The sequence below is a fragment of the Streptomyces sp. XY431 genome (genome assembly GCF_001279805.1).
Classification (GTDB): Bacteria; Actinomycetota; Actinomycetes; order Streptomycetales; family Streptomycetaceae; genus Kitasatospora; species Kitasatospora purpeofusca.
In genome coordinates this window covers 1-17,374 of the sequence record NZ_LGDO01000484.1, presented here as the reverse complement: position 1 = coordinate 17,374, position 17,374 = coordinate 1, and the positions used below count along the sequence as shown (strand labels likewise).

The 17,374-nt window shown below is 71.7% G+C and carries 18 protein-coding genes and 1 pseudogene; 4 read left to right on the top strand and 15 right to left on the bottom strand.

Features of this window, described 5'->3' with window-relative positions; all coding sequences use genetic code 11:
- Nucleotides 1-18: 18 nt before the first annotated feature.
- The 8 genes from nuoF to ADK60_RS32450 all read right to left on the bottom strand — a co-directional run bounded on the left by nuoF (nt 19) and on the right by ADK60_RS32450 (nt 7,911).
- On the bottom strand, nt 19-1,380 hold the full coding sequence (nuoF, locus tag ADK60_RS32485; RefSeq protein ID WP_053650565.1) for an NADH-quinone oxidoreductase subunit NuoF: 1,362 nt from the start codon (nt 1,378-1,380) through the stop codon (nt 19-21).
- The gene (gene nuoE / locus ADK60_RS32480) at nt 1,380-2,144 is read right to left on the bottom strand and encodes an NADH-quinone oxidoreductase subunit NuoE (RefSeq protein WP_045937602.1); all 765 of its coding nucleotides are present in this window, start codon (nt 2,142-2,144) and stop codon (nt 1,380-1,382) included. Before nuoE ends, nuoF begins: the two co-directional genes overlap by 1 nt.
- Nucleotides 2,145-2,161: 17 nt before the next feature.
- Entirely contained in the window at nt 2,162-3,517 is a 1,356-nt protein-coding gene (locus ADK60_RS32475) for an NADH-quinone oxidoreductase subunit D (protein WP_045937603.1), read from the bottom strand.
- Entirely contained in the window at nt 3,517-4,230 is a 714-nt protein-coding gene (locus tag ADK60_RS32470) for an NADH-quinone oxidoreductase subunit C (protein WP_045937604.1), read from the bottom strand. The genes ADK60_RS32475 and ADK60_RS32470 overlap by 1 nt, the downstream gene beginning before the upstream one ends.
- The gene (locus ADK60_RS32465) at nt 4,227-4,781 is read right to left on the bottom strand and encodes a NuoB/complex I 20 kDa subunit family protein (RefSeq protein ID WP_030300882.1); all 555 of its coding nucleotides are present in this window, start codon (nt 4,779-4,781) and stop codon (nt 4,227-4,229) included. Before ADK60_RS32465 ends, ADK60_RS32470 begins: the two co-directional genes overlap by 4 nt.
- Nucleotides 4,782-4,924: 143 nt before the next feature.
- Nucleotides 4,925-5,284, bottom strand: a complete 360-nt coding sequence (locus ADK60_RS32460) for an NADH-quinone oxidoreductase subunit A (RefSeq protein WP_014137597.1) — start codon at nt 5,282-5,284, stop codon at nt 4,925-4,927.
- Between the two features lie 690 nt (nt 5,285-5,974).
- A complete protein-coding gene (locus tag ADK60_RS32455) occupies nt 5,975-6,697 on the bottom strand; it encodes a response regulator (RefSeq protein ID WP_053650564.1) in 723 nt (240 codons plus the stop codon).
- A 137-nt stretch (nt 6,698-6,834) separates the two neighbouring features.
- Nucleotides 6,835-7,911 (bottom strand): sensor histidine kinase, encoded by a 1,077-nt coding sequence (locus ADK60_RS32450; protein WP_159400685.1) that lies wholly within the window; start codon nt 7,909-7,911, stop codon nt 6,835-6,837.
- A gap of 188 nt (nt 7,912-8,099) precedes the next feature.
- On the opposite strand from ADK60_RS32450, the gene ADK60_RS32445 reads away from it, so the two are divergent.
- Nucleotides 8,100-8,717: a hypothetical protein gene (locus tag ADK60_RS32445; RefSeq protein WP_234371398.1), complete on the top strand. Its 618-nt coding sequence runs from the start codon at nt 8,100-8,102 to the stop codon at nt 8,715-8,717.
- A gap of 55 nt (nt 8,718-8,772) precedes the next feature.
- Here the strand turns inward: ADK60_RS32445 and ADK60_RS32440 are convergent, their stop codons facing one another.
- The gene (locus ADK60_RS32440) at nt 8,773-9,702 is read right to left on the bottom strand and encodes a DMT family transporter (RefSeq protein WP_053650562.1); all 930 of its coding nucleotides are present in this window, start codon (nt 9,700-9,702) and stop codon (nt 8,773-8,775) included.
- Between the two features lie 237 nt (nt 9,703-9,939).
- On the opposite strand from ADK60_RS32440, the gene ADK60_RS32435 reads away from it, so the two are divergent.
- Both ADK60_RS32435 and ADK60_RS32430 read left to right on the top strand, forming a co-directional pair.
- The gene (locus ADK60_RS32435; protein WP_234371397.1) at nt 9,940-10,659 is read left to right on the top strand and encodes a peptidylprolyl isomerase; all 720 of its coding nucleotides are present in this window, start codon (nt 9,940-9,942) and stop codon (nt 10,657-10,659) included.
- A gap of 71 nt (nt 10,660-10,730) precedes the next feature.
- A complete protein-coding gene (locus ADK60_RS32430; protein ID WP_045937607.1) occupies nt 10,731-11,060 on the top strand; it encodes a MazG-like family protein in 330 nt (109 codons plus the stop codon).
- Nucleotides 11,061-11,125: 65 nt separating this feature from the next.
- Here the strand turns inward: ADK60_RS32430 and ADK60_RS32425 are convergent, their stop codons facing one another.
- The 6 genes from ADK60_RS32425 to ADK60_RS44055 form a co-directional block, all read right to left on the bottom strand.
- Nucleotides 11,126-12,409 carry a geranylgeranyl reductase family protein gene (locus tag ADK60_RS32425; protein ID WP_053650577.1) on the bottom strand — a complete coding sequence of 428 codons (1,284 nt, stop codon included), beginning with the start codon at nt 12,407-12,409 and terminating at the stop codon, nt 11,126-11,128.
- Between the two features lie 206 nt (nt 12,410-12,615).
- Nucleotides 12,616-13,308 (bottom strand): demethylmenaquinone methyltransferase, encoded by a 693-nt coding sequence (locus tag ADK60_RS32420; RefSeq protein ID WP_053650561.1) that lies wholly within the window; start codon nt 13,306-13,308, stop codon nt 12,616-12,618.
- A 254-nt stretch (nt 13,309-13,562) separates the two neighbouring features.
- Nucleotides 13,563-14,150, bottom strand: coding sequence for a hypothetical protein (locus ADK60_RS44060; RefSeq protein ID WP_045937608.1), 588 nt, complete (start codon nt 14,148-14,150; stop codon nt 13,563-13,565).
- A gap of 321 nt (nt 14,151-14,471) precedes the next feature.
- Nucleotides 14,472-15,149 (bottom strand): amidohydrolase family protein, encoded by a 678-nt coding sequence (locus tag ADK60_RS32410; RefSeq protein ID WP_053650560.1) that lies wholly within the window; start codon nt 15,147-15,149, stop codon nt 14,472-14,474.
- An 81-nt stretch (nt 15,150-15,230) separates the two neighbouring features.
- Nucleotides 15,231-16,454: a cyclic dehypoxanthinyl futalosine synthase gene (gene mqnC, locus ADK60_RS32405; protein ID WP_045937610.1), complete on the bottom strand. Its 1,224-nt coding sequence runs from the start codon at nt 16,452-16,454 to the stop codon at nt 15,231-15,233.
- Between the two features lie 177 nt (nt 16,455-16,631).
- Nucleotides 16,632-16,952, bottom strand: a complete 321-nt coding sequence (locus tag ADK60_RS44055) for a hypothetical protein (RefSeq protein WP_053650559.1) — start codon at nt 16,950-16,952, stop codon at nt 16,632-16,634.
- Here ADK60_RS44055 and ADK60_RS32395 point away from each other — a divergent pair.
- Nucleotides 16,945-17,374: pseudogene (locus tag ADK60_RS32395) on the top strand (hypothetical protein); the annotation flags it as partial. The gene ADK60_RS44055 and the pseudogene ADK60_RS32395 overlap by 8 nt on opposite strands.

The window sequence follows — 17,374 nt, the reverse complement described above, 5'->3', positions numbered from 1 at the left end:
TGGATGGCTCTGTGATCGTCACGCGTGCACCTCCCTTTCGGTGGCGGACTGGTGGCCGGGGCGGGGGCCGTCGGCCCAGACGGTGGAGGCGGCCGGGTCGAACGGGCAGCGGCGCTCGGCGAGGTGCTGCTCGTACTCGGCCCGGAAGTACTGGAGCGAGGAGACGATCGGGCTGGCCGCGCCGTCGCCCAGGGCGCAGAAGGACTTGCCGTTGATGTTGTCGGCGATGTCGAGGAGCTTCTCCAGGTCGCCCTCGACGCCCTGTCCGGCCTCGATCCGCTTGAGCAGCTGGACCAGCCAGTAGGTGCCCTCGCGGCAGGGGGTGCACTTGCCGCAGGACTCGTGGGCGTAGAACTCGGTCCAGCGGGTGACCGCGCGGACCACGCAGGTCGTCTCGTCGAAGATCTGCAGGGCCTTGGTGCCGAGCATCGAGCCGGCCGCGCCGACGCCCTCGTAGTCCAGCGGGACATCGAGGTGCTCGGCGGTGAACATCGGGGTGGAGGAGCCGCCCGGGGTCCAGAACTTGAGCTGGTGGCCGGCCCGGACGCCACCGCTGATGTCGAGCAGCTGGCGCAGGGTGATGCCGAGCGGGGCCTCGTACTGGCCGGGGTTGGTGACGTGGCCGGAGAGCGAGTAGAGCGTGAAGCCGGGGGACTTCTCGGTGCCCAGGCTCTTGAACCACTCCTTGCCGCGGGCCAGGATCGGCGGCACCGAGGCGATCGACTCGACGTTGTTCACCACGGTCGGGCAGGCGTAGAGGCCGGCGATGGCCGGGAACGGCGGGCGCAGCCTGGGCTGGCCCCGGCGTCCCTCCAGCGAGTCCAGCAGCGCCGTCTCCTCGCCGCAGATGTAGGCGCCGGCGCCGGCGTGCACGGTGATGTCCAGGTCGAGTCCGGAGCCGAGGATGTTCCGGCCGAGCAGCCCGGCCTCGTAGGCCTCGGCGACGGCGGCCTGGAGCCGGCGCAGCACCGGGACGACCTCGCCGCGCAGATAGATGAAGGCGTGGTCGCAGCGGATCGCGTAGGACGCGATGATCATGCCCTCGATCAGCGAGTGCGGGTTGGCGAACAGCAGCGGGATGTCCTTGCAGGTGCCCGGCTCGGACTCGTCCGCGTTGACCACCAGGTAGTGCGGCTTGCCGTCGTTCTGCGGGATGAACTGCCACTTCAGGCCGGTGGGGAAGCCTGCGCCGCCGCGGCCGCGCAGACCGGAGTCCTTGACCAGGGCGATCACGTCGTCCGGGGGCATCGCGAGGGCGGCCTTGAGGCCCTCGTAGCCGGCGTGGCGGCGGTAGGTGGCGAGCGTCCAGGGGCGGTTGTCGTCCCAGAACGCCGACAGCACGGGGGTGAGCAGCTTCTCGGCCGGCTCGGCGGAGGTCATCACGCTTCGGTCCCTTCCTGGCCGGTGCCCTCGGCGGACCCGCCCTCGTGGCGTGCGCCCTCGTGGCGGGGGGAGACGACGCGGGTGCCGCCGGTGCCGGGCAGGGCCTCGCCGCGGGCCAGCCGCAGACCGGCCAGCGAGGCGGCGCCGCCCGCGCCCGACTCGTCGACGGCGCCGGGGCGCTCGTCGGGGAAGCCGGCCAGGATCCGGGCGGACTCCTTGAAGGAGCAGAGCCGGGCGCCACGGGTGGGGACGGCCTCACGGCCCGCGCGCAGGTCGTCGACCAGCAGCTTGGCGCTCTCCGGCGTCTGGTTGTCGAAGAACTCCCAGTTGACCATCACCACCGGCGCGTAGTCGCAGGCGGCGTTGCACTCGATGTGCTCGATCGAGATCCGGCCGTCCTCGGTGGTCTCGTTGTTCGCGATCCCGAGGTGCTCCTGGAGCTCGGCGAAGATCTGGTCGCCGCCGAGCACCGCGCACAGGGTGTTGGTGCAGACCCCGACGTGGTACTCGCCCGCGGGCCGGCGCCGGTACATGGTGTAGAACGTGGCGACGGCGGTGACCTCGGCGGTGGTGAGGTCCAGTTGCTCGGCGCAGAACCGGATGCCGGTCGCGCTGACGAAGCCCTCCTCGGCCTGCACCAGGTGCAGCAGCGGCAGCAGCGCGGACCGGGCCACCGGGTAGCGGCCGATCAGCTCCGCGGCGTCGGCGGCCAGCCGGGCGTGCACCTCCTCGGGGTACGGCCTGGCCGGCAGCGCCGGCATCCCCAGTTGGACGTCTGTCACCGGTCCACGCCTCCCATCACCGGGTCGATCCCGGCCACCGAGACGATGACGTCGGCCACCTGGCCGCCCTCGCACATCGCCGCCATCGTCTGCAGATTCGTGAACGACGGGTCCCGGAAGTGGACCCGGTACGGGCGGGTCCCGCCGTCACTGACCACGTGCACGCCCAGCTCGCCCTTGGGCGACTCGACCGCCGCGTAGGCCTGGCCGACCGGGACCCGGAAGCCCTCGGTGACCAGCTTGAAGTGGTGGATCAGGGCCTCCATGGAGGTGCCCATGATCTTCCGGATGTGGTCGAGGGAGTTGCCCATGCCGTCCGGGCCGACCGCGAGTTGGGCCGGCCAGGCGATCTTCTTGTCCGCCACCATGACCGGACCGGGGCGCAGCCGGTCCAGGCACTGCTCGACGATCCGCAGGGACTGCTTCATCTCCTCCAGCCGGATCAGGAAGCGGCCGTAGGAGTCGGCGCCGTCCGCGACCGCGACCTCGAAGTCGTAGTTCTCGTAGCCGCAGTACGGGTCGGTCTTGCGCAGGTCGTGCGGCAGGCCGGTGGCGCGCAGGATGGGACCGGTGGCGCCGAGGGCGAGGCAGCCGGGCAGGTCGAGGAAGCCGACGTCGACCAGGCGGGCCTTGAACACCGGGTTGCCGGTGGCGAGTTTGTCGTACTCGTGCATCCGGGAGCGGATGGTCTTCACGGCCTCGCGGATCTGGTCGACCGCGCCGGGCGGGAGGTCCTGGGCGAGGCCGCCCGGGCGGACGTAGGCGTGGTTCATCCGCAGACCGGTGACCAGCTCGAAGACGTCCAGGATCAGCTCGCGGTCGCGGAAGCCGTAGATCATCAGGGTGGTGGAGCCGATCTCCATGCCACCGGTGGCCAGGCAGACCAGGTGGGAGGAGATCCGGTTGAGCTCCATCATCAGCACCCGGATGACGTCGGCCCGCTCCGGGATGTCGTCGGTGATGCCGAGCAGCTTCTCGACCGCCAGGCAGTAGGCGGTCTCGTTGAACAGCGGGGTCAGGTAGTCCATGCGGGTCACGAAGGTGGTGCCCTGGACCCAGCTGCGGAACTCCATGTTCTTCTCGATGCCGGTGTGGAGGTAGCCGATGCCGCAGCGGGCCTCCGTCACCGTCTCGCCGTCGATCTCCAGGATCAGCCGCAACACCCCGTGGGTGGAGGGGTGCTGGGGGCCCATGTTGACGATGATGCGCTCGTCGTCGGCCCGGGCGACGGCGTCGACCACCTCGCCCCAGTCGCCGCCGGTGACCGTGAAGACCCGGCCCTCGGTGGTTTCCCGGGCGCCCGCCTCGGCCGTGCCGCCCTGGTTCGTCTCCTCGTAGTGCTGGGTGTTCATCAGCTGTACGACCTCCGCTGGTCGGGCGCCGGGATCTGGGCGCCCTTGTACTCGACGGGGATGCCGCCGAGCGGGTAGTCCTTGCGCTGCGGGTGTCCCAGCCAGTCGTCCGGCATCATGATCCGGGTGAGGGCCGGGTGCCCCTCGAAGACCAGGCCGAAGAAGTCGTAGGCCTCGCGCTCGTGCCAGTCGTTGGTGGGATAGACGCTCACCACGGACGGGATGCGCGGATCCGCGTCCGGCGCGGTGACCTCCAGCCGGATCAGCCGACCGTGGGTGATCGAGCGCAGGTGGTAGACCGCGTGCAGTTCGCGGCCCTTGTCGCCCGGGTAGTGCACACCGCTCACGCCGAGGCAGAGCTCGAACCGCAGCGCCGGGTCGTCGCGCAGGGTGCGCGCGGTGCGGAGGAGGTGCTCGCGGGCGATCCGGAAGGTGAGCTCGGCGCGGTCGACGACGGTCTTCTCGATCACCTCGGCCGGGTCGAGGCCCTGCTCCTCCAGGGCGCCCTCCAACTCGTCGGCGACCTCGTCGAACCAGCCGCCGTACGGGCGCTCGCTGGCGCCCGGCAGGACGACCGGGGCGACCAGGCCGCCGAAGCCGGAGGTGTCGCCGCTGCCCTGGGCACCGAACATGCCCTGCCGGCGGTCGACCACCTCGACCGGGATCTCGCGGCGCGGCTGCTCGCGGCGGGTCTCGGGTACCTGGTCGTTCATCGCAGCAGCCCCCGCATCTCGCTCACCGGGGTGGCCTGCAGCGCGAGCGCCTCGCCCAACTCCTCGGCACGGCGCTTGTTCACGCCGAGCGGCTCGTGCTGGATCTTGTCGTGCAGCTTCAGGATCGCGTCCATCAGCATCTCCGGACGCGGCGGACAGCCGGGCAGGTAGATGTCCACCGGGACGATGTGGTCGACGCCCTGCACGATCGCGTAGTTGTTGAACATCCCGCCCGAGGAGGCGCAGACGCCCATCGAGATGACCCACTTGGGGTTGGCCATCTGGTCGTAGACCTGGCGCAGCACCGGGGCCATCTTCTGGCTCACCCGGCCCGCCACGATCATCAGATCGGCCTGCCGGGGCGAGCCCCGGAACACCTCCATGCCGAAGCGCGCCAGGTCGTAGCGACCCGCGCCGGTGGTCATCATCTCGATCGCGCAGCAGGCCAGCCCGAAGGTGGCCGGGAAGAGCGATGCCTTACGTACCCAGCCGGCCGCTGTCTCCACGGTCGTGAGCAGAAAGCCGCTCGGCAGCTTCTCCTCGATTCCCATCAGATCCCTCTCAATGCCCTCAAGTCCTGTGGTTCGCCCACCCGTTCGGGCCTGTCCGCTCGTTCGGGCCGGTCCGCTCGCCCGGGCTTGTCCGCCCGTTCACAAGGTCCGACGGACGCCCGGTGCCCGGCCCCTCCCCCGACTCAGTCCCACTCCAGGCCGCCGCGACGCCAGACGTAGGCGTACGCGACGAAGACAGTGGCGATGAACAGGAGCATCTCGACCAGTCCGAAGATCCCCAGGGCGTCGAAACTCACCGCCCACGGATAGAGAAAGACGATCTCGATGTCGAAGACGATGAAGAGCATCGCCGTCAGGTAGTACTTGATCGGGAACCGACCGCCGCCCACGGGCTGCGGGGTCGGCTCGATGCCGCACTCGTACGCCTCCAACTTGGCCCGGTTGTAACGCTTGGGCCCGGTCAGTGAGGCCATCACGACGGAGCCGACCGCGAACGCCGCCGCGATGGCACCGAGTACGAGGATCGGCGCGTAGGCATTCATAGCCCCCGCTCCCTCCGTCCAGTCGTCCTTGACTGCAGATCGGAACCGTCGGGTCACACTGTGGTGAACCCGGCGTTCCAGTTCCCGGGATCCACCCCATGTGAGGCAGTTCACAAAGCCTGGAACGAGCGCATCCTATGCCCGTCGGCTTGTGATCTGCGACACGCAGTTCAAGACGATCTTTGTGATCTCCGCCACCTTGTGAATCGTGATGAAGGTGAGCATGACGAGAGTTGTCAACGCAAAGAAGTCAAATGGTCACAAGCAGTCGCATTTATCTGCGAAGCGGCTGGTCAGGGCCGTAGTCCTATATCAACTTCGTCTAGCGGAAGGCAAATTTCCGGGCGTCATGTTGACGTGTTATAGCGGCTCACCCTCAGGGGTGGCGGCCCCGCGAACGCCCGCTTGACCCTTCGTTCACAAGCGCGCCGAGCGCAGGCCGGAGCGTCTCCCGGCGGTGGACCGGGGCGCCTCTCGGTGGTGGACCGGGGCGCCTCTCGGTGGCGGACCGGGGCGCCTCTCGGTGGCGGACCGGGGCGCCTCTCGGTGGCGGACCGGGGCGCCTCTCGGTGGCGGATTGGGGTGCCTGCCCCGGCCGTGGGTCGGGTCACCTGCCGGGTGTGGACCGGGGGTACGGCCCGACCGTGGGCCGGGCTGCGTCCCAGCGGTACCCCGACGGGACGGACTGGCTCAGGCTCCGCTCTCCCAGGCCCAGGCGGCGATGCCGACCCGATTGCGCGCGCCGAGCTTTCGCTGGACCGAGGCCAGGTGGTTCTTCACCGTGCCGGCGCTGATGAACAGTTGCTCCGCGATCTCGCCATTGGTGGCGCCGTCCGCGACGAGCCTCGCGATCTCCTTCTCCCGTGCGGTGAGCTCCTCGACCGGGCCGACCCGCTCGCTCTCCGCGATCCGTCCGCCCAGGGGGCGCCGCTCCCCTTGGCCTGCGGCACCGCCGGTGCTGCCGCTTCCGATGCCTCCTCCGATGCCGCTCCCGCTGCTGCCCGTGGAGAGTTGGCGGAGCAGGCGGACGGTGATCTGCGGGCTGATCAAGGCGTCCCCCGCCACCGCGGACCGGACCGCCTCCGCGAGCAGCGCGGGCCCCGAGCGCTTGAGCAGGAAGCCTGCCGCCCCGGCGCGGAGCGCCTCGTGCACGTATTCGTCCAGATCGAAGGTGGTCACCACGACCACCCGGAACTCCCCGCCCAGCCGCCGGGTCAGCTCCAGACCGTCCAACCTGGGCATCCGGATATCGGCGAGGATCACGTCCGGACGCAGCCGCTCGGCCAGGGCGACCGCGACCTCACCGTCCGCGGCCTCGTCGACCACCTCGATGTCGGGCTGTGCGTCGAGGATGATCCGGTACGCGCTGCGGATCGCCTCGTCGTCGTCGGCAAGGAGCACCCGGATGCTCATCGACCGACCCTCCTTCCGTTCCCCGGCAGGGCGTCTGTCCCGCGTCTGCCGTTCCTGTCCCACCTGTCGGTTCCGCCATTGCGGCCGTGCTGCTCCCGCCCCCGAGGCGGTGCGGGCCTCCCCCGGCACCGGGGCCGCTAGCCGACCTTCAAGGGCATGGTGACCGCCACCTGCCAACCGTTGCCCTCGCGGCCGGCGCTCAACGTGCCACCCAAGGCCTCCACCCGGGCGGCCAGACCTGCCAGCCCGCTGCCGCCCCCGCCTCGCCTCGACCCGGACGACGGCGAAGCCCCACCGCCGTCGTCCCGGACCCGTACCGTCAATCGCCGCGCCTCGCTCCGCACCCGGACGTCGACCACGCGGGCTGCGGGAGCATGCCGCCGCACATTCGTCAGGGCCTCGACCACGATCCGGTACGCGGTGGCCGCCACCTCCCGGGGAACCGCCGGCTCCTCGGCCGGAGCGTCCAGTCGCACCACCACATCACCCGAGTCCGTGAACCGCTCGGTGAGCTCCGCCAGTTCGACCAGGCCGGGCTGCGGGGCACGCTCCGGGCCGTCCTCGTCCCCGTCCTCGCTGCGCAGCAGGTGGACCGTCCGGTCGAGCGAGGCCAGTGCCTGCAACCCGGCCTGCTCTATCCGCTCGAACAGAGCCGCGGCCCGCACCGGGTCGATGGCCGCCAGCACCGTGCCCGCCTGCGCCTGGGCGACCATGCCGCTGACGTCATGGGCGACGAAGTCGTGCAGGTCGTGGGCGAGTTCGAGTCGCTGGGCGCGCCTCGCCGCAGCCACCGAGCGCCGCCGGCCCTCGTCCAGCCCGCGCAGGTAGAGCCCGATCAGGACGGGCGGCAGCGTGAGGACCGAACCGAAGCCGAAGAGCGTCAGCGCGCCCACCGCGCCGGACGCGTCCTGGAACCGGGACGGCCAGAGCGCGACCGCGCCGCCGATCGTCCAGACCGCGACGGCTCCGCGCCGCCCGCCCTCGGCCCGCAGCGTCAGGACCACCAGCGCCAGCAGGGAGGCGAGTTCGAGCATGCCGACCAGGCCCGTCCAGCGCTCCGACTCGGCCCAGCGGCCGGCGGCCCAGGCTCCGGACGTGGCCCCGATCGACACCACGGCGACCGCGAAGCACACCGCTGCGATCCCGAACCGGGAACGCAGGAACCACCCGCAGAGAACCGCCGCCGGGGCGGCCAATGCCAGCATCTGACTCATCATCGCCTCCTTTCTGCGAGCAGCCTACGGATCCTCGGAGATCTCCGCCTGTGCCGATCGGCACATTTCCGCACCCGATTCGAGCAGCCAAAACAGCCCGATCGGCACTGATGGCAGTCCCGGTCCGACGGCCAGTCTTGATCCCGTCGGACCGGCCACGAGGGCCGGCCGGGAAGGAGTCGGTCACCATGTCCACCACCGCACCCGTCGCAGGCATCGGAGTCGGCCCCGGCACGAGCACCCCGGGCACGACCGCCGCCACGCCCCGGGCCGCCCGCAAGCGCGCCGTCCGTCCGGACGGCACCCCCCGCTGGGCCGAGCTGGCCGCCAGGGCCACCGTCTGGACCACCGTGCCGTCCGGGCTCTGGCGGCTCGCCCTCGGCGTCGGAATCCCGGTCGGCTTCAGCGGGGAGCTGGCCGAGGTGTTCGAGAACAACACCCCCGGCTGGGGCACCGCATACCTCGTCACGCTGAGCGGACTGGCCGAGTTCCTGGCCTTCCTCACCGTGGGGCTGGTCCGGCCCTGGGGCGAGGTGGTCCCGTCCTGGATCCCGCTGATCGGCGGCCGCGCCGTCCGACCGCTCGCCGCGATCGTCCCCGCCGCGATCGGCTCGGCCGTGCTGACCTACATCGGGGCGAGCTCACTGTTCGGTGGCTGGGCCGACCAGTTGAGCGATCCCGAGGCTCCTCAGGGGCTCGCCGCTGTGGTCATGACCCTCTGCTACCTGCCCATGCTCGCCTGGGGGCCGCTGGTCGCCGCAGTCACCTTCGCCTACGCCCGCCGCACCCTGGGGCGGCGCCGATGACCAGGCCGACGACGGCCGGGAGCGGGACCGCCCGCGCAGGAGGCCGGGCCCACGGTCACGCCGGGGCGGACACCCGCTCCACCGGCTCGACCTCCCGGCGCGGCACCGAGGCGGCCCGGCGGCCCCACTCGGTGCCGACCAGGACGAGGGCGCCGCCCAGCAGGGCGAGCGGTCCGAGGTGGTTGCCGGCCAGGGTGATGCCGAACACCGCCGCCCACAGCGGTTCGGTACCCAGCAGCAGGCTGACCCGGGAGGGCGAGGTGGTGCGGACGGCCCACATCTGCACGAAGAACGCGAACAGCGTGCAGAGCAGCGTCAGGTGGAGCAGCCAGCCCCACTGGGCCGGCCCGTAGGCGGCCGCGACCGTCCAGGGCAGCGGGCCGACGAACGGTGCGACAGCGGCGAACACCAGCGTCGCGGTCGCCAGTTGGACCCAGGTCACGGCCAGCGTGTCGGTCTCCCGGATCGCCCGGACGCGGGCGGTGGCCAGCACATTGACCGTCCGCACAACGGCGGCGCCCAGCACCAGCAGGTCCCCGGCCGAAGGGGCCCGCAGCCCACCCTCACCGGTCAGCAGGGCGATGCCCACCACCGCCAGACCGGCTGCCGCGAGGAAGGGTCGCGGCAGCGGCGTCCGGGCGAGCGCACTCTCCGCGAGCGGGGTGAACACGATCGTGAGACTGATGATCAGGCCCGCGTTGGTCGCCGAGGTGTGCACCGCGCCGAAGGTCTCCAGGAGGAAGATCGCACCGAGCACCAGCCCGAGGGCGGCTCCACCCAGCCACTCGGCGCGCCGCAGTCGCCGCAGCGCCCGCCAGGCGAACAGCCCGAGCACGGGCAGGACCAGACCGAACCGCAGGACCAGCATCGCCACCACCGTGTCCGGATCGGCCACCCGCTGCACGGCCAGGAAGCTCGACCCCCACACCACCGCCACCAGCAGTACCGGCAGATCACGCAGAAGGACGGAGGACGATGCGCGCATGGGCGGGACCCTCTCAGGACGAACGGAAGCGGCACACGAGAGTCGCGCACGTCGTCGGACGGATCCCGGGGTTGAGCAGGCGCCCGTCATCCTCGCGCACCGTGCCGTTCCCGATCAACGGCTTTCGCCCCGCCCCTGCCACGTCGCTCCTGCCGCTCCCTGCCTGTCCAACCCCGCCCACCGAACCCTTCCCACCGACCCCTACCGGATCTCCACCCCGGCGTGGATGATGTCGCCATGACAATGAAGTTGTCCCCCACGGACCGGAAGGCCAGCCAAGTGACCCGGAAGCACTGGGCGTTGATCGCCGCAGCCACCGTTCTGCCGATCGTGGTGAGCACCGGCACCGCCGTCGCGGACACCCCGTCGACCGGGGCCGGGACCGGCGCGGCCGGCACCACCTGCACCTACAGCCCGGCGGTTCCCGCCGACAACTTCAAGGGCATCCCGGTCTTCGACGCCCGGAAGGCCGCCAAGCCCTACAGCGCGACCCTGAAGACCTCCCAGGGGTCGATCACCTTCCAGGCCCTCACCGACAAGGCGCCCTGCACGACCTTCTCGTTCCGCTTCCTTGCCGAGCGTGACTACTTCGACCGCAGCCACTGCCACCGGCTGACCACCCAGCGGATCTTCGTCCTGCAGTGCGGCGACCCGACCGGTACCGGCAGCGGCGGCCCCGGCTACTCCTTCCCGGACGAGAACCTGGAGGGCGCGACCTACCCCGCCGGCACGGTCGCGATGGCCAACGCTGGCCCCAACACCAATGGCAGCCAGTTCTTCTTCGTCTGGAAGGACACCAAGCTCTCCCCCGCCTACACGCCCTTCGGCCGGATCACCGCAGGCCTGGACGTCCTGCAGAAGATCGCCGCCGGCGGCGAGGACGACCAGAACAACCCCGGCGACGGCTTCCCCACCCTGCCCGTGAACATCCGCAATGTGAAGATCTCCACCCGCTGAGCCACCTTCGGGGCCTGCCGGGCTCCCGTACGGTGGTCAGCACGACCGCGAGCCGTACGGGAGCCGTGCCGATGGACAGCAGGATCTGGGAAAGCGTCGACCACATGGTCGCCTGGCTCGACGAGGAGAGCCCGCTCCCCCCGCAGGAGGAGCGGCTGGCCCGGATCCTCAAGCTCTCCGAGGAGGTGGGCGAGGTCAGCGCGGCCGTGATCGGTGCGACCGGTCAGAATCCGCGCAAGGGCGTGACCCACACCTGGGAGGACGTCCAGCACGAGCTCTGCGACGTGGTCTTCACCGCGCTGGTCGCCCTCCGCACGCTCACCCCCGACGCCGCCCAGGTCTTCGCCGACCGCCTCGCGTATGTCGAGAACCGCTCCGCGGCCAGCCGCCGCGAGCCGTAGGCCCCCCCGGACAGCCTGGTCGGCCCGGGCCGCCCGGCCCACCGGGCAGCCCGGCACCGCTCCGGTCAGGCGTTGGGCGCGGCCTTGGCCAGGCCGTTGATGACGCGGTCCATCGCGTCGCCGCCCTGCGGGTCGGTGAGGTTGGCGAGGAGCTTGAGGACGAACTTCATCAGGATCGGGTGGGTCAGCCCCCGCTGGGTCGCGAGCTGCATGACCTTCGGGTTGCCGATGAGCTTCACGAAGGCGCGGCCCAGCGTGTAGTAGCCGCCGTAGACGTCCTTGAGGATGCGCGGGTAGGCCTGGAGCGCGCGCTCCCGGCCGGACTCGGTCACCCGGGCGTGGGCCTGGACGATCACCCCGGCGGCGATCTGACCGGATTCCATCGCGTAGGCGATGCCCTCGCCGTTGAACGGGTTGACCATGCCGCCCGCGTCGCCGACCAGCAGCAGGCCGCGGGTGTAGTGCGGCTGCCGGTTGAAGGCCATCGGCAGCGCGGCGCCCCGGATCGGGTCGGTCATGTTCTCGGGGGTGTAGCCCCACTCCTCCGGCATGCTCGCGCACCAGGCCTTGAGGACCTCGCGCCAGTCGAGCTCACCGAAGGCGGGCGAGGAGTTGAGGATGCCGAGACCGACGTTGGAGGTGCCGTCGCCCATGCCGAAGACCCAGCCGTAGCCGGGCAGCAGCTTGCGCTCCCCGGCCCGGGTGTCCCACAGCTCCAGCCAGGACTCCAGGTAGTCGTCGTCGTGGCGCGGCGAGGTGAAGTAGGTGCGGTAGGCGACGCCCATCGGGCGGTCCTCGCGGCGGTGCAGGCCCATGGCGAGCGAGAGCCGGGTGGAGTTGCCGTCGGCCGCGACGACCAGCGGGGCGCGGAAGGTCACCGGCCGCTTCTCGTCGCCGAGCTTGGCGGTGACTCCGACGATCCGGCCGGTCCGCTCGTCCAGCACCGGGCCGCTGACGTTGCAGCGCTCGTAGAGCCGAGCCCCGGCCTTCACCGCCTGACGGACGAGCAGCTCGTCGAAGTCGGCCCGCTTGCGGACCAGACCGTAATCCGGGAAGGCCGAGAGCTCGGGCCAGTCCAGCTCCAGCCGGATCCCGCCACCGATGATCCGCAGTCCCTTGTTGTGCAGCCAGCCGTTCTCGGTCGACACATCGATGCCCATGTCCACCAGCTGCTTGGTGGCCCGCGGGGTCAGGCCGTCGCCGCAGACCTTCTCCCGGGGGAAGCTGGTCTTCTCCAGCAGCAGCACGTCCAGACCGGCCTGCGCGAGGTAGTACGCGGTGGTGGACCCGGCCGGGCCCGCGCCGACCACGATGACGTCCGCGGTGCTCTCCACAACGCCTGCGCTCAGGTCAACGACGGTCTCGGACACGGTGGGCACACTCCTGCTGGGGGTCGACCGGCCGGCGGGGGCCGGCGCGGCTGGGCTTGGACGAGTCTATGAGCTGCGGACGGCGCTTCGGCCGGTCCCGGCGGAGGCGCCGACGGGCCCGACCGACCGGCAACCGGACCAACCGAACCGGCCGGACCTACCGGCAGCCGGCGACCGGCGACCGATCAGACCTTGTGGGCCCGGTGCAGGGCGACGATCCCACCGGTCAGGTTGCGCCAGGCCACCTTGGACCAGCCGACCTCCTGGAGCCGGGCGGCCAGCGCGGGCTGGTCGGGCCACTCCCGGATGGACTCGGCGAGGTAGACGTAGGCGTCCGGGTTGCTGCTCACCGCGGTGGCGACCGGGGGCAGCGCGCGCATCAGGTACTCGGTGTAGACGGTCCGGAACGGCGTCCAGGTCGGCGTGGAGAACTCGCAGATGACCAGCTTGCCGCCGGGCTTGGTGACCCGGTACATCTCGCTCAGCGCGGCCTCGGTGTCGTGGACGTTGCGCAGCGCGAAGGAGATCGTCACCGAGTCGAAGGTGTTGTCGGCGAACGGCAGCCGGGTGGCGTCCCCGGCGGTCAGCGCCAGCTCGGGGTGGCGGCGCTTGCCCTCGGCGAGCATGCCGACCGAGAAGTCGCACGGGACGACCTTGGCCCCGGCCTCCGCGAAGGGGAGCGAGGAGGTGCCGGTGCCGGCCCCGAGGTCGAGCACGACGTCCCCCGGTCCGGCGTCCACCGCCTCGGCCACCGCGCGGCGCCAGGCGCGGGCCTGGCCGAGCGAGAGCACGTCGTTGGTGCGGTCGTACTTGGCCGCGACGTCGTCGAACATGGCGGCGACTTCGTGCGGCTGCTTGTCCAGGGAGGCTCGGGTCACGCCACCATTGTTCACCCTGGCTCCGGCGATCCGGGCAAGGGGGCGCCTTCCGGACAGTCCGGGAACGACACCGGCCCGCCGTTGCCCCGTTCTCGAAGCACTCGGAGAGCGCACACGAGCACCCTCACGCCCCCCGGGCGCCGGCCACGCCGGGCACTGGCCACCCCAGGACTCGACTCCCCCGGGACTCGACTCCCCCGGGACTCGACTGCTCCAGGACTCGACTCCCCCAGGACCGGATCGCCCACGCCCCCTCAGTGCAGGGCGCGTCGTCCGCCCGAGCGGCGCCGACGGCGCGAGCGCTTGCCCTGGGTTATCGCGGGCATCCCGTCGGCCAGCGCACCGGTCGCCAGGGCGACCGTGGTGGCGAACCGGTTCTGCCCGCTCCGCACGGCCACCGCCCGCCGGTGCCGCCGGATCCGCAGCATGCAGACCGCGAACAGCAGCACCGCCACCGGAACACTGAACCGGGCCAGGCCGACGCCGACCGGCTGCGGATAGGTGTCACCGCAGATCCGCACCGCGCCCGGGTCGTCGGCCGCGTGCTCCAGGCAGACCCCGTCGCCGACCTTGGCGCCGTCGGCCAGCGGCAGCGCGGTGGCGGTGTGGTGCTGGCCCCCGGCCTGGTAGCTGACGGTGCTGTAGGAGCCGCCGCCGCCCGGCAGCTGGGTCACCAGGCCCTCGACCCGCACCGGGTGGGCTCCGATCCGGTCGGCCTGCTCGGCCTGACGCCACCCCAGCAGGCACATCCCGACGGCCAGCACGGCGCTGAGCACGGCGGTGATGTACCAGCCACGGCCCAACCGCGGGGACTGCTGCGGGGGGACGGTCGCGGATCGCATGGTTCCTGTCCTGGCGTGCGTTCGGGGCCTGGGACGGGGCCCCGCCGCCCGCGGGAACGGGCGAAGTGTGGTGAGGGTACGGACTGAGCTGAGCCGGATGCTATCCGCTGGCGGGCCTTCAGGTCACGGCGAAGGGGGAATCAGGCCGCCAGGACGGAGCCGAAGTTCGACGGCACACGAAGCAAGTCCCGCGTGTCGTACGGGAGTACGGCTCGGCAGGAGAAAATCGCACGCCTACCGACGAGTAGGTGACACGCGCCGCGAGAAGCGCCCGGCAGCGAACCGGGGCGGGAACGAGGACGTGTACGGAGTGGGCAGCGCTCAGCGCCGCCGGAACACCAGCCGACCCCCGAGCACCGCCGCGCGGCACCCACCGGCCCGCGGACCGTCCGCGCCGGGGGCGAACACCGCGAAGTCCGCCCGGCCGCCCACCGTCAGCCGACCGTGCACGGCCTCGACGAACGGCAGCCCCACCAGCGGATCCAGCGACCACACCGCCCCCGGAAGGCCCGCCGGCCCAGGAGAGCCCGCCACCTCCGCACCCGCCGCCCCGGGAGAACCCGCCCCCGGCAGTGCGACCAGCCCCGAACGGGCAACCGCCGTCCGTACCGAGGCACGTTCGAACGGCCCGGCCACCGCCGTCACCCCGAACCCGAGCATGCGCTGCAGCCCGCGCCGCGCGCTCGCCCCGCACCGCGCCTCGTCCGCCTCCCCCACAAGGCCGTCCGGCACCGGCGCGTCCCCGAGTTCCTCGCGCGGGTCGGGGTGGTACGCCCGTTCCAGCAGCCGGTGCCCGTCCGGGTGCCGCAACCCGGGGGTGAGCAGCGCGTCACCCCAGTCCCGGACCCGGGCCGTCGGCTGCGCCGCCGCCAGCTCCGCGTACGGGCCGACCGCCTCGATCAGCCCGTCACGCACCAGCACCGCCCCGTCGACGTGGGACGGGGCGGTGGGATCGGCCGGGTCGGGCAGCACTAGAGCGGCCCGGTGCAGGGTCAGCACGGCGGTGCGGGAGCCTCAGCAGCAGTCAGGGGTCAACGGTCGGCGGTCAGCAGCCAGCAGTCAGCAGTCAGGAGCCAGCGTTCAGCGGTTGTCGAGGATCTTCAGCTCGGGGTGCGCCGTGCCGCCCTCGATCGCGGTGGAGGCGATGTGCGAGGCGACCCGCGGGTCGACCGGGTCGTTGGCCGGGTCGTCCAGCACGCGCAGGTGCTCGTAGGTGGTCGAGCGCTGCGCGGGGACGCGATCGGCGGCCCGGATCAGGTGGATCAGCTCGGTGAGGTTGGAGCGGTGCTTGGCGCCGGCCGCCGAGACCACGTTCTCCTCCAGCATGACCGAGCCGAGGTCGTCCGCGCCGTAGTGCAGCGACAGCTGGCCGGCCTCCTTGCCGGTGGTCAGCCAGGAGCCCTGGATGTGGGCGATGTTGTCGAGGAACAGGCGGGCGATGGCGATCATCCGCAGGTACTCGAAGACGGTCGCCTGGGTCGAACCCTGGAGCTTGTTGTTCTGCGGCTGGTAGGTGTACGGGATGAAGGCGCGGAAGCCGCCGGTGCGGTCCTGCACGTCACGGATCATCCGCAGGTGCTCGATCCGCTCGGCGTTGGTCTCGCCGGTGCCCATCAGCATGGTGGAGGTGGACTCGACGCCCAGCTTGTGGGCGGCCTCCATGATCTCCAGCCAGCGCTCGCCCGACTCCTTGAGCGGCGCGATCGCCTTGCGCGGGCGCTCGGGCAGCAGTTCGGCCCCGGCACCGGCGAAGGAGTCCAGGCCCGCCTTGTGGATCCGGGTGATGGCCTCCTCGATCGAGACGCCCGAGATCCGCGCCATGTGGTCGACCTCGGAGGCGCCCAGCGAGTGGATCACCAGCTGCGGGAAGTCCGCCTTGATCGCCGAGAAGGCGCGCTCGTAGTACTCGACGCCGTAGTCCGGGTGGTGGCCGCCCTGGAACATGATCTGGGTGCCGCCCAGCTCGACGGTCTCCGCGCAGCGGCGCAGGATCTCGTCGAGGTCGCGGGACCAGCCCTTGTCGCTCTTCGGCGGCACGTAGAAGGCGCAGAACTTGCACGCCGTCACGCAGACGTTGGTGTAGTTGATGTTGCGCTCGATGATGTACGTCGCGATGTGCTCGGTACCGGCGTAGCGGCGGCGGCGCACGGCGTCGGCCGCCGAGCCGAGCGCGTGCAGGGGGGCCGAGCGGTAGAGCTCCAGCGCCTCCTCCGGGCTGATGCGGCCACCGCCGGCGGCCCGGTCGAGGACGGCCTGCAGATCGGTGCTGGGCGCATCGAGGGTGGTCGCTGCGAGCTCGGACACCTTGCGGCCTTCTCTCTCTCGGGTACATCCGGTACTTCCGGTACCACCGGTACTTCGCGTACTCCGGGCCGTTCGGCTGTGCCGACCGCTCCGAGGTACTACGACGTGCGGCGACTCCGTGCCGCAGCACCGCGTCGCATCCGGATCAGCCTACGCCAGGGCCCTCGGAGCCCTGCGTCAGCCCGCCCGCCGCAGCGTCCCGGACGGGTTCCCGGCGTTGGGGTCTGCGGAGCCGAAGCGGACGGTGCCGTCCTTCTGCAGAGTGAGCGTCTCGGAGTAGGCACCGCCGGTGCACGCCCCGGGCAGCGAGGAGCGGACGAGGCGGGAGCTGAAGACCAGTTTCTCCGGCTCGGCCGAGGTGAGCGTCCAGGCGCCCTCGCAGGTGATCGAGAGCAGGCCGGTCAGCTCGTTGCGGCTGGTGGTGGCCTCCTGCCCGATCGCGGACCGGCCGATGACCAGGGTGGTGGTGCCGGCGGGAACCCCCTTCTGGGTGACCATGTCCCCGCGCCAGGTACCGAGGAAGACCTCGGGCACGACATTCGGCCCCGACGGCGCGGCCGTCGCCGACGAACCGGCCGAACCGGTCGGCGAGGTCGCCGAGGCCGATGAGGTCGGCGAGGTCGGCGCGGTCGACGAGGGCGGCGCCTGGGTGGCCCCGGTCGCGCTCCCGCCGGACGCCGTCGCCGTCGGTGGCGTCGGCCCCGGCTCCTCCGGCCCCCACGCCAGGTACGCGCCGTACCCGCCTCCCGCGAGCACCAGCAGCACCGCGGCGGCCACCAGCGCCGCCACACCCCGCCGCCGCTGCGGCGTACCGTCCGCGGCCCCCGGCCGAGGCGGCACCGACGACACCCCCGACACCGACGACACCCCCGACACGGACGACACCCCCGACACCGACCGCGACCCCGTCCCCGAAGCCC

Bases quoted from the DNA above. Each gene is read 5' to 3' on its own strand.
- ADK60_RS32430 (WP_045937607.1), top strand. From the start codon at position 10,731: ATGGACAGCAGGATCTGGGAAAGCGTCGACCACATGGTCGCCTGGCTC.
- ADK60_RS32465 (WP_030300882.1), bottom strand. From the start codon at position 4,781: ATGGGAATCGAGGAGAAGCTGCCGAGCGGCTTTCTGCTCACGACCGTG.
- ADK60_RS32440 (WP_053650562.1), bottom strand. From the start codon at position 9,702: ATGCGCGCATCGTCCTCCGTCCTTCTGCGTGATCTGCCGGTACTGCTG.
- ADK60_RS32475 (WP_045937603.1), bottom strand. From the start codon at position 3,517: ATGAACACCCAGCACTACGAGGAGACGAACCAGGGCGGCACGGCCGAG.
- ADK60_RS32435 (WP_234371397.1), top strand. From the start codon at position 9,940: ATGACAATGAAGTTGTCCCCCACGGACCGGAAGGCCAGCCAAGTGACC.
- ADK60_RS32460 (WP_014137597.1), bottom strand. From the start codon at position 5,284: ATGAATGCCTACGCGCCGATCCTCGTACTCGGTGCCATCGCGGCGGCG.
- ADK60_RS32445 (WP_234371398.1), top strand. From the start codon at position 8,100: ATGTCCACCACCGCACCCGTCGCAGGCATCGGAGTCGGCCCCGGCACG.
- nuoF (WP_053650565.1), bottom strand. From the start codon at position 1,380: ATGACCTCCGCCGAGCCGGCCGAGAAGCTGCTCACCCCCGTGCTGTCG.
- nuoE (WP_045937602.1), bottom strand. From the start codon at position 2,144: ATGCCGGCGCTGCCGGCCAGGCCGTACCCCGAGGAGGTGCACGCCCGG.
- ADK60_RS32470 (WP_045937604.1), bottom strand. From the start codon at position 4,230: ATGAACGACCAGGTACCCGAGACCCGCCGCGAGCAGCCGCGCCGCGAG.
- ADK60_RS44055 (WP_053650559.1), bottom strand. From the start codon at position 16,952: ATGGTCACCCAGAAGGGGGTTCCCGCCGGCACCACCACCCTGGTCATC.
- ADK60_RS44060 (WP_045937608.1), bottom strand. From the start codon at position 14,150: ATGCGATCCGCGACCGTCCCCCCGCAGCAGTCCCCGCGGTTGGGCCGT.
- ADK60_RS32455 (WP_053650564.1), bottom strand. From the start codon at position 6,697: ATGAGCATCCGGGTGCTCCTTGCCGACGACGACGAGGCGATCCGCAGC.
- ADK60_RS32450 (WP_159400685.1), bottom strand. From the start codon at position 7,911: ATGAGTCAGATGCTGGCATTGGCCGCCCCGGCGGCGGTTCTCTGCGGG.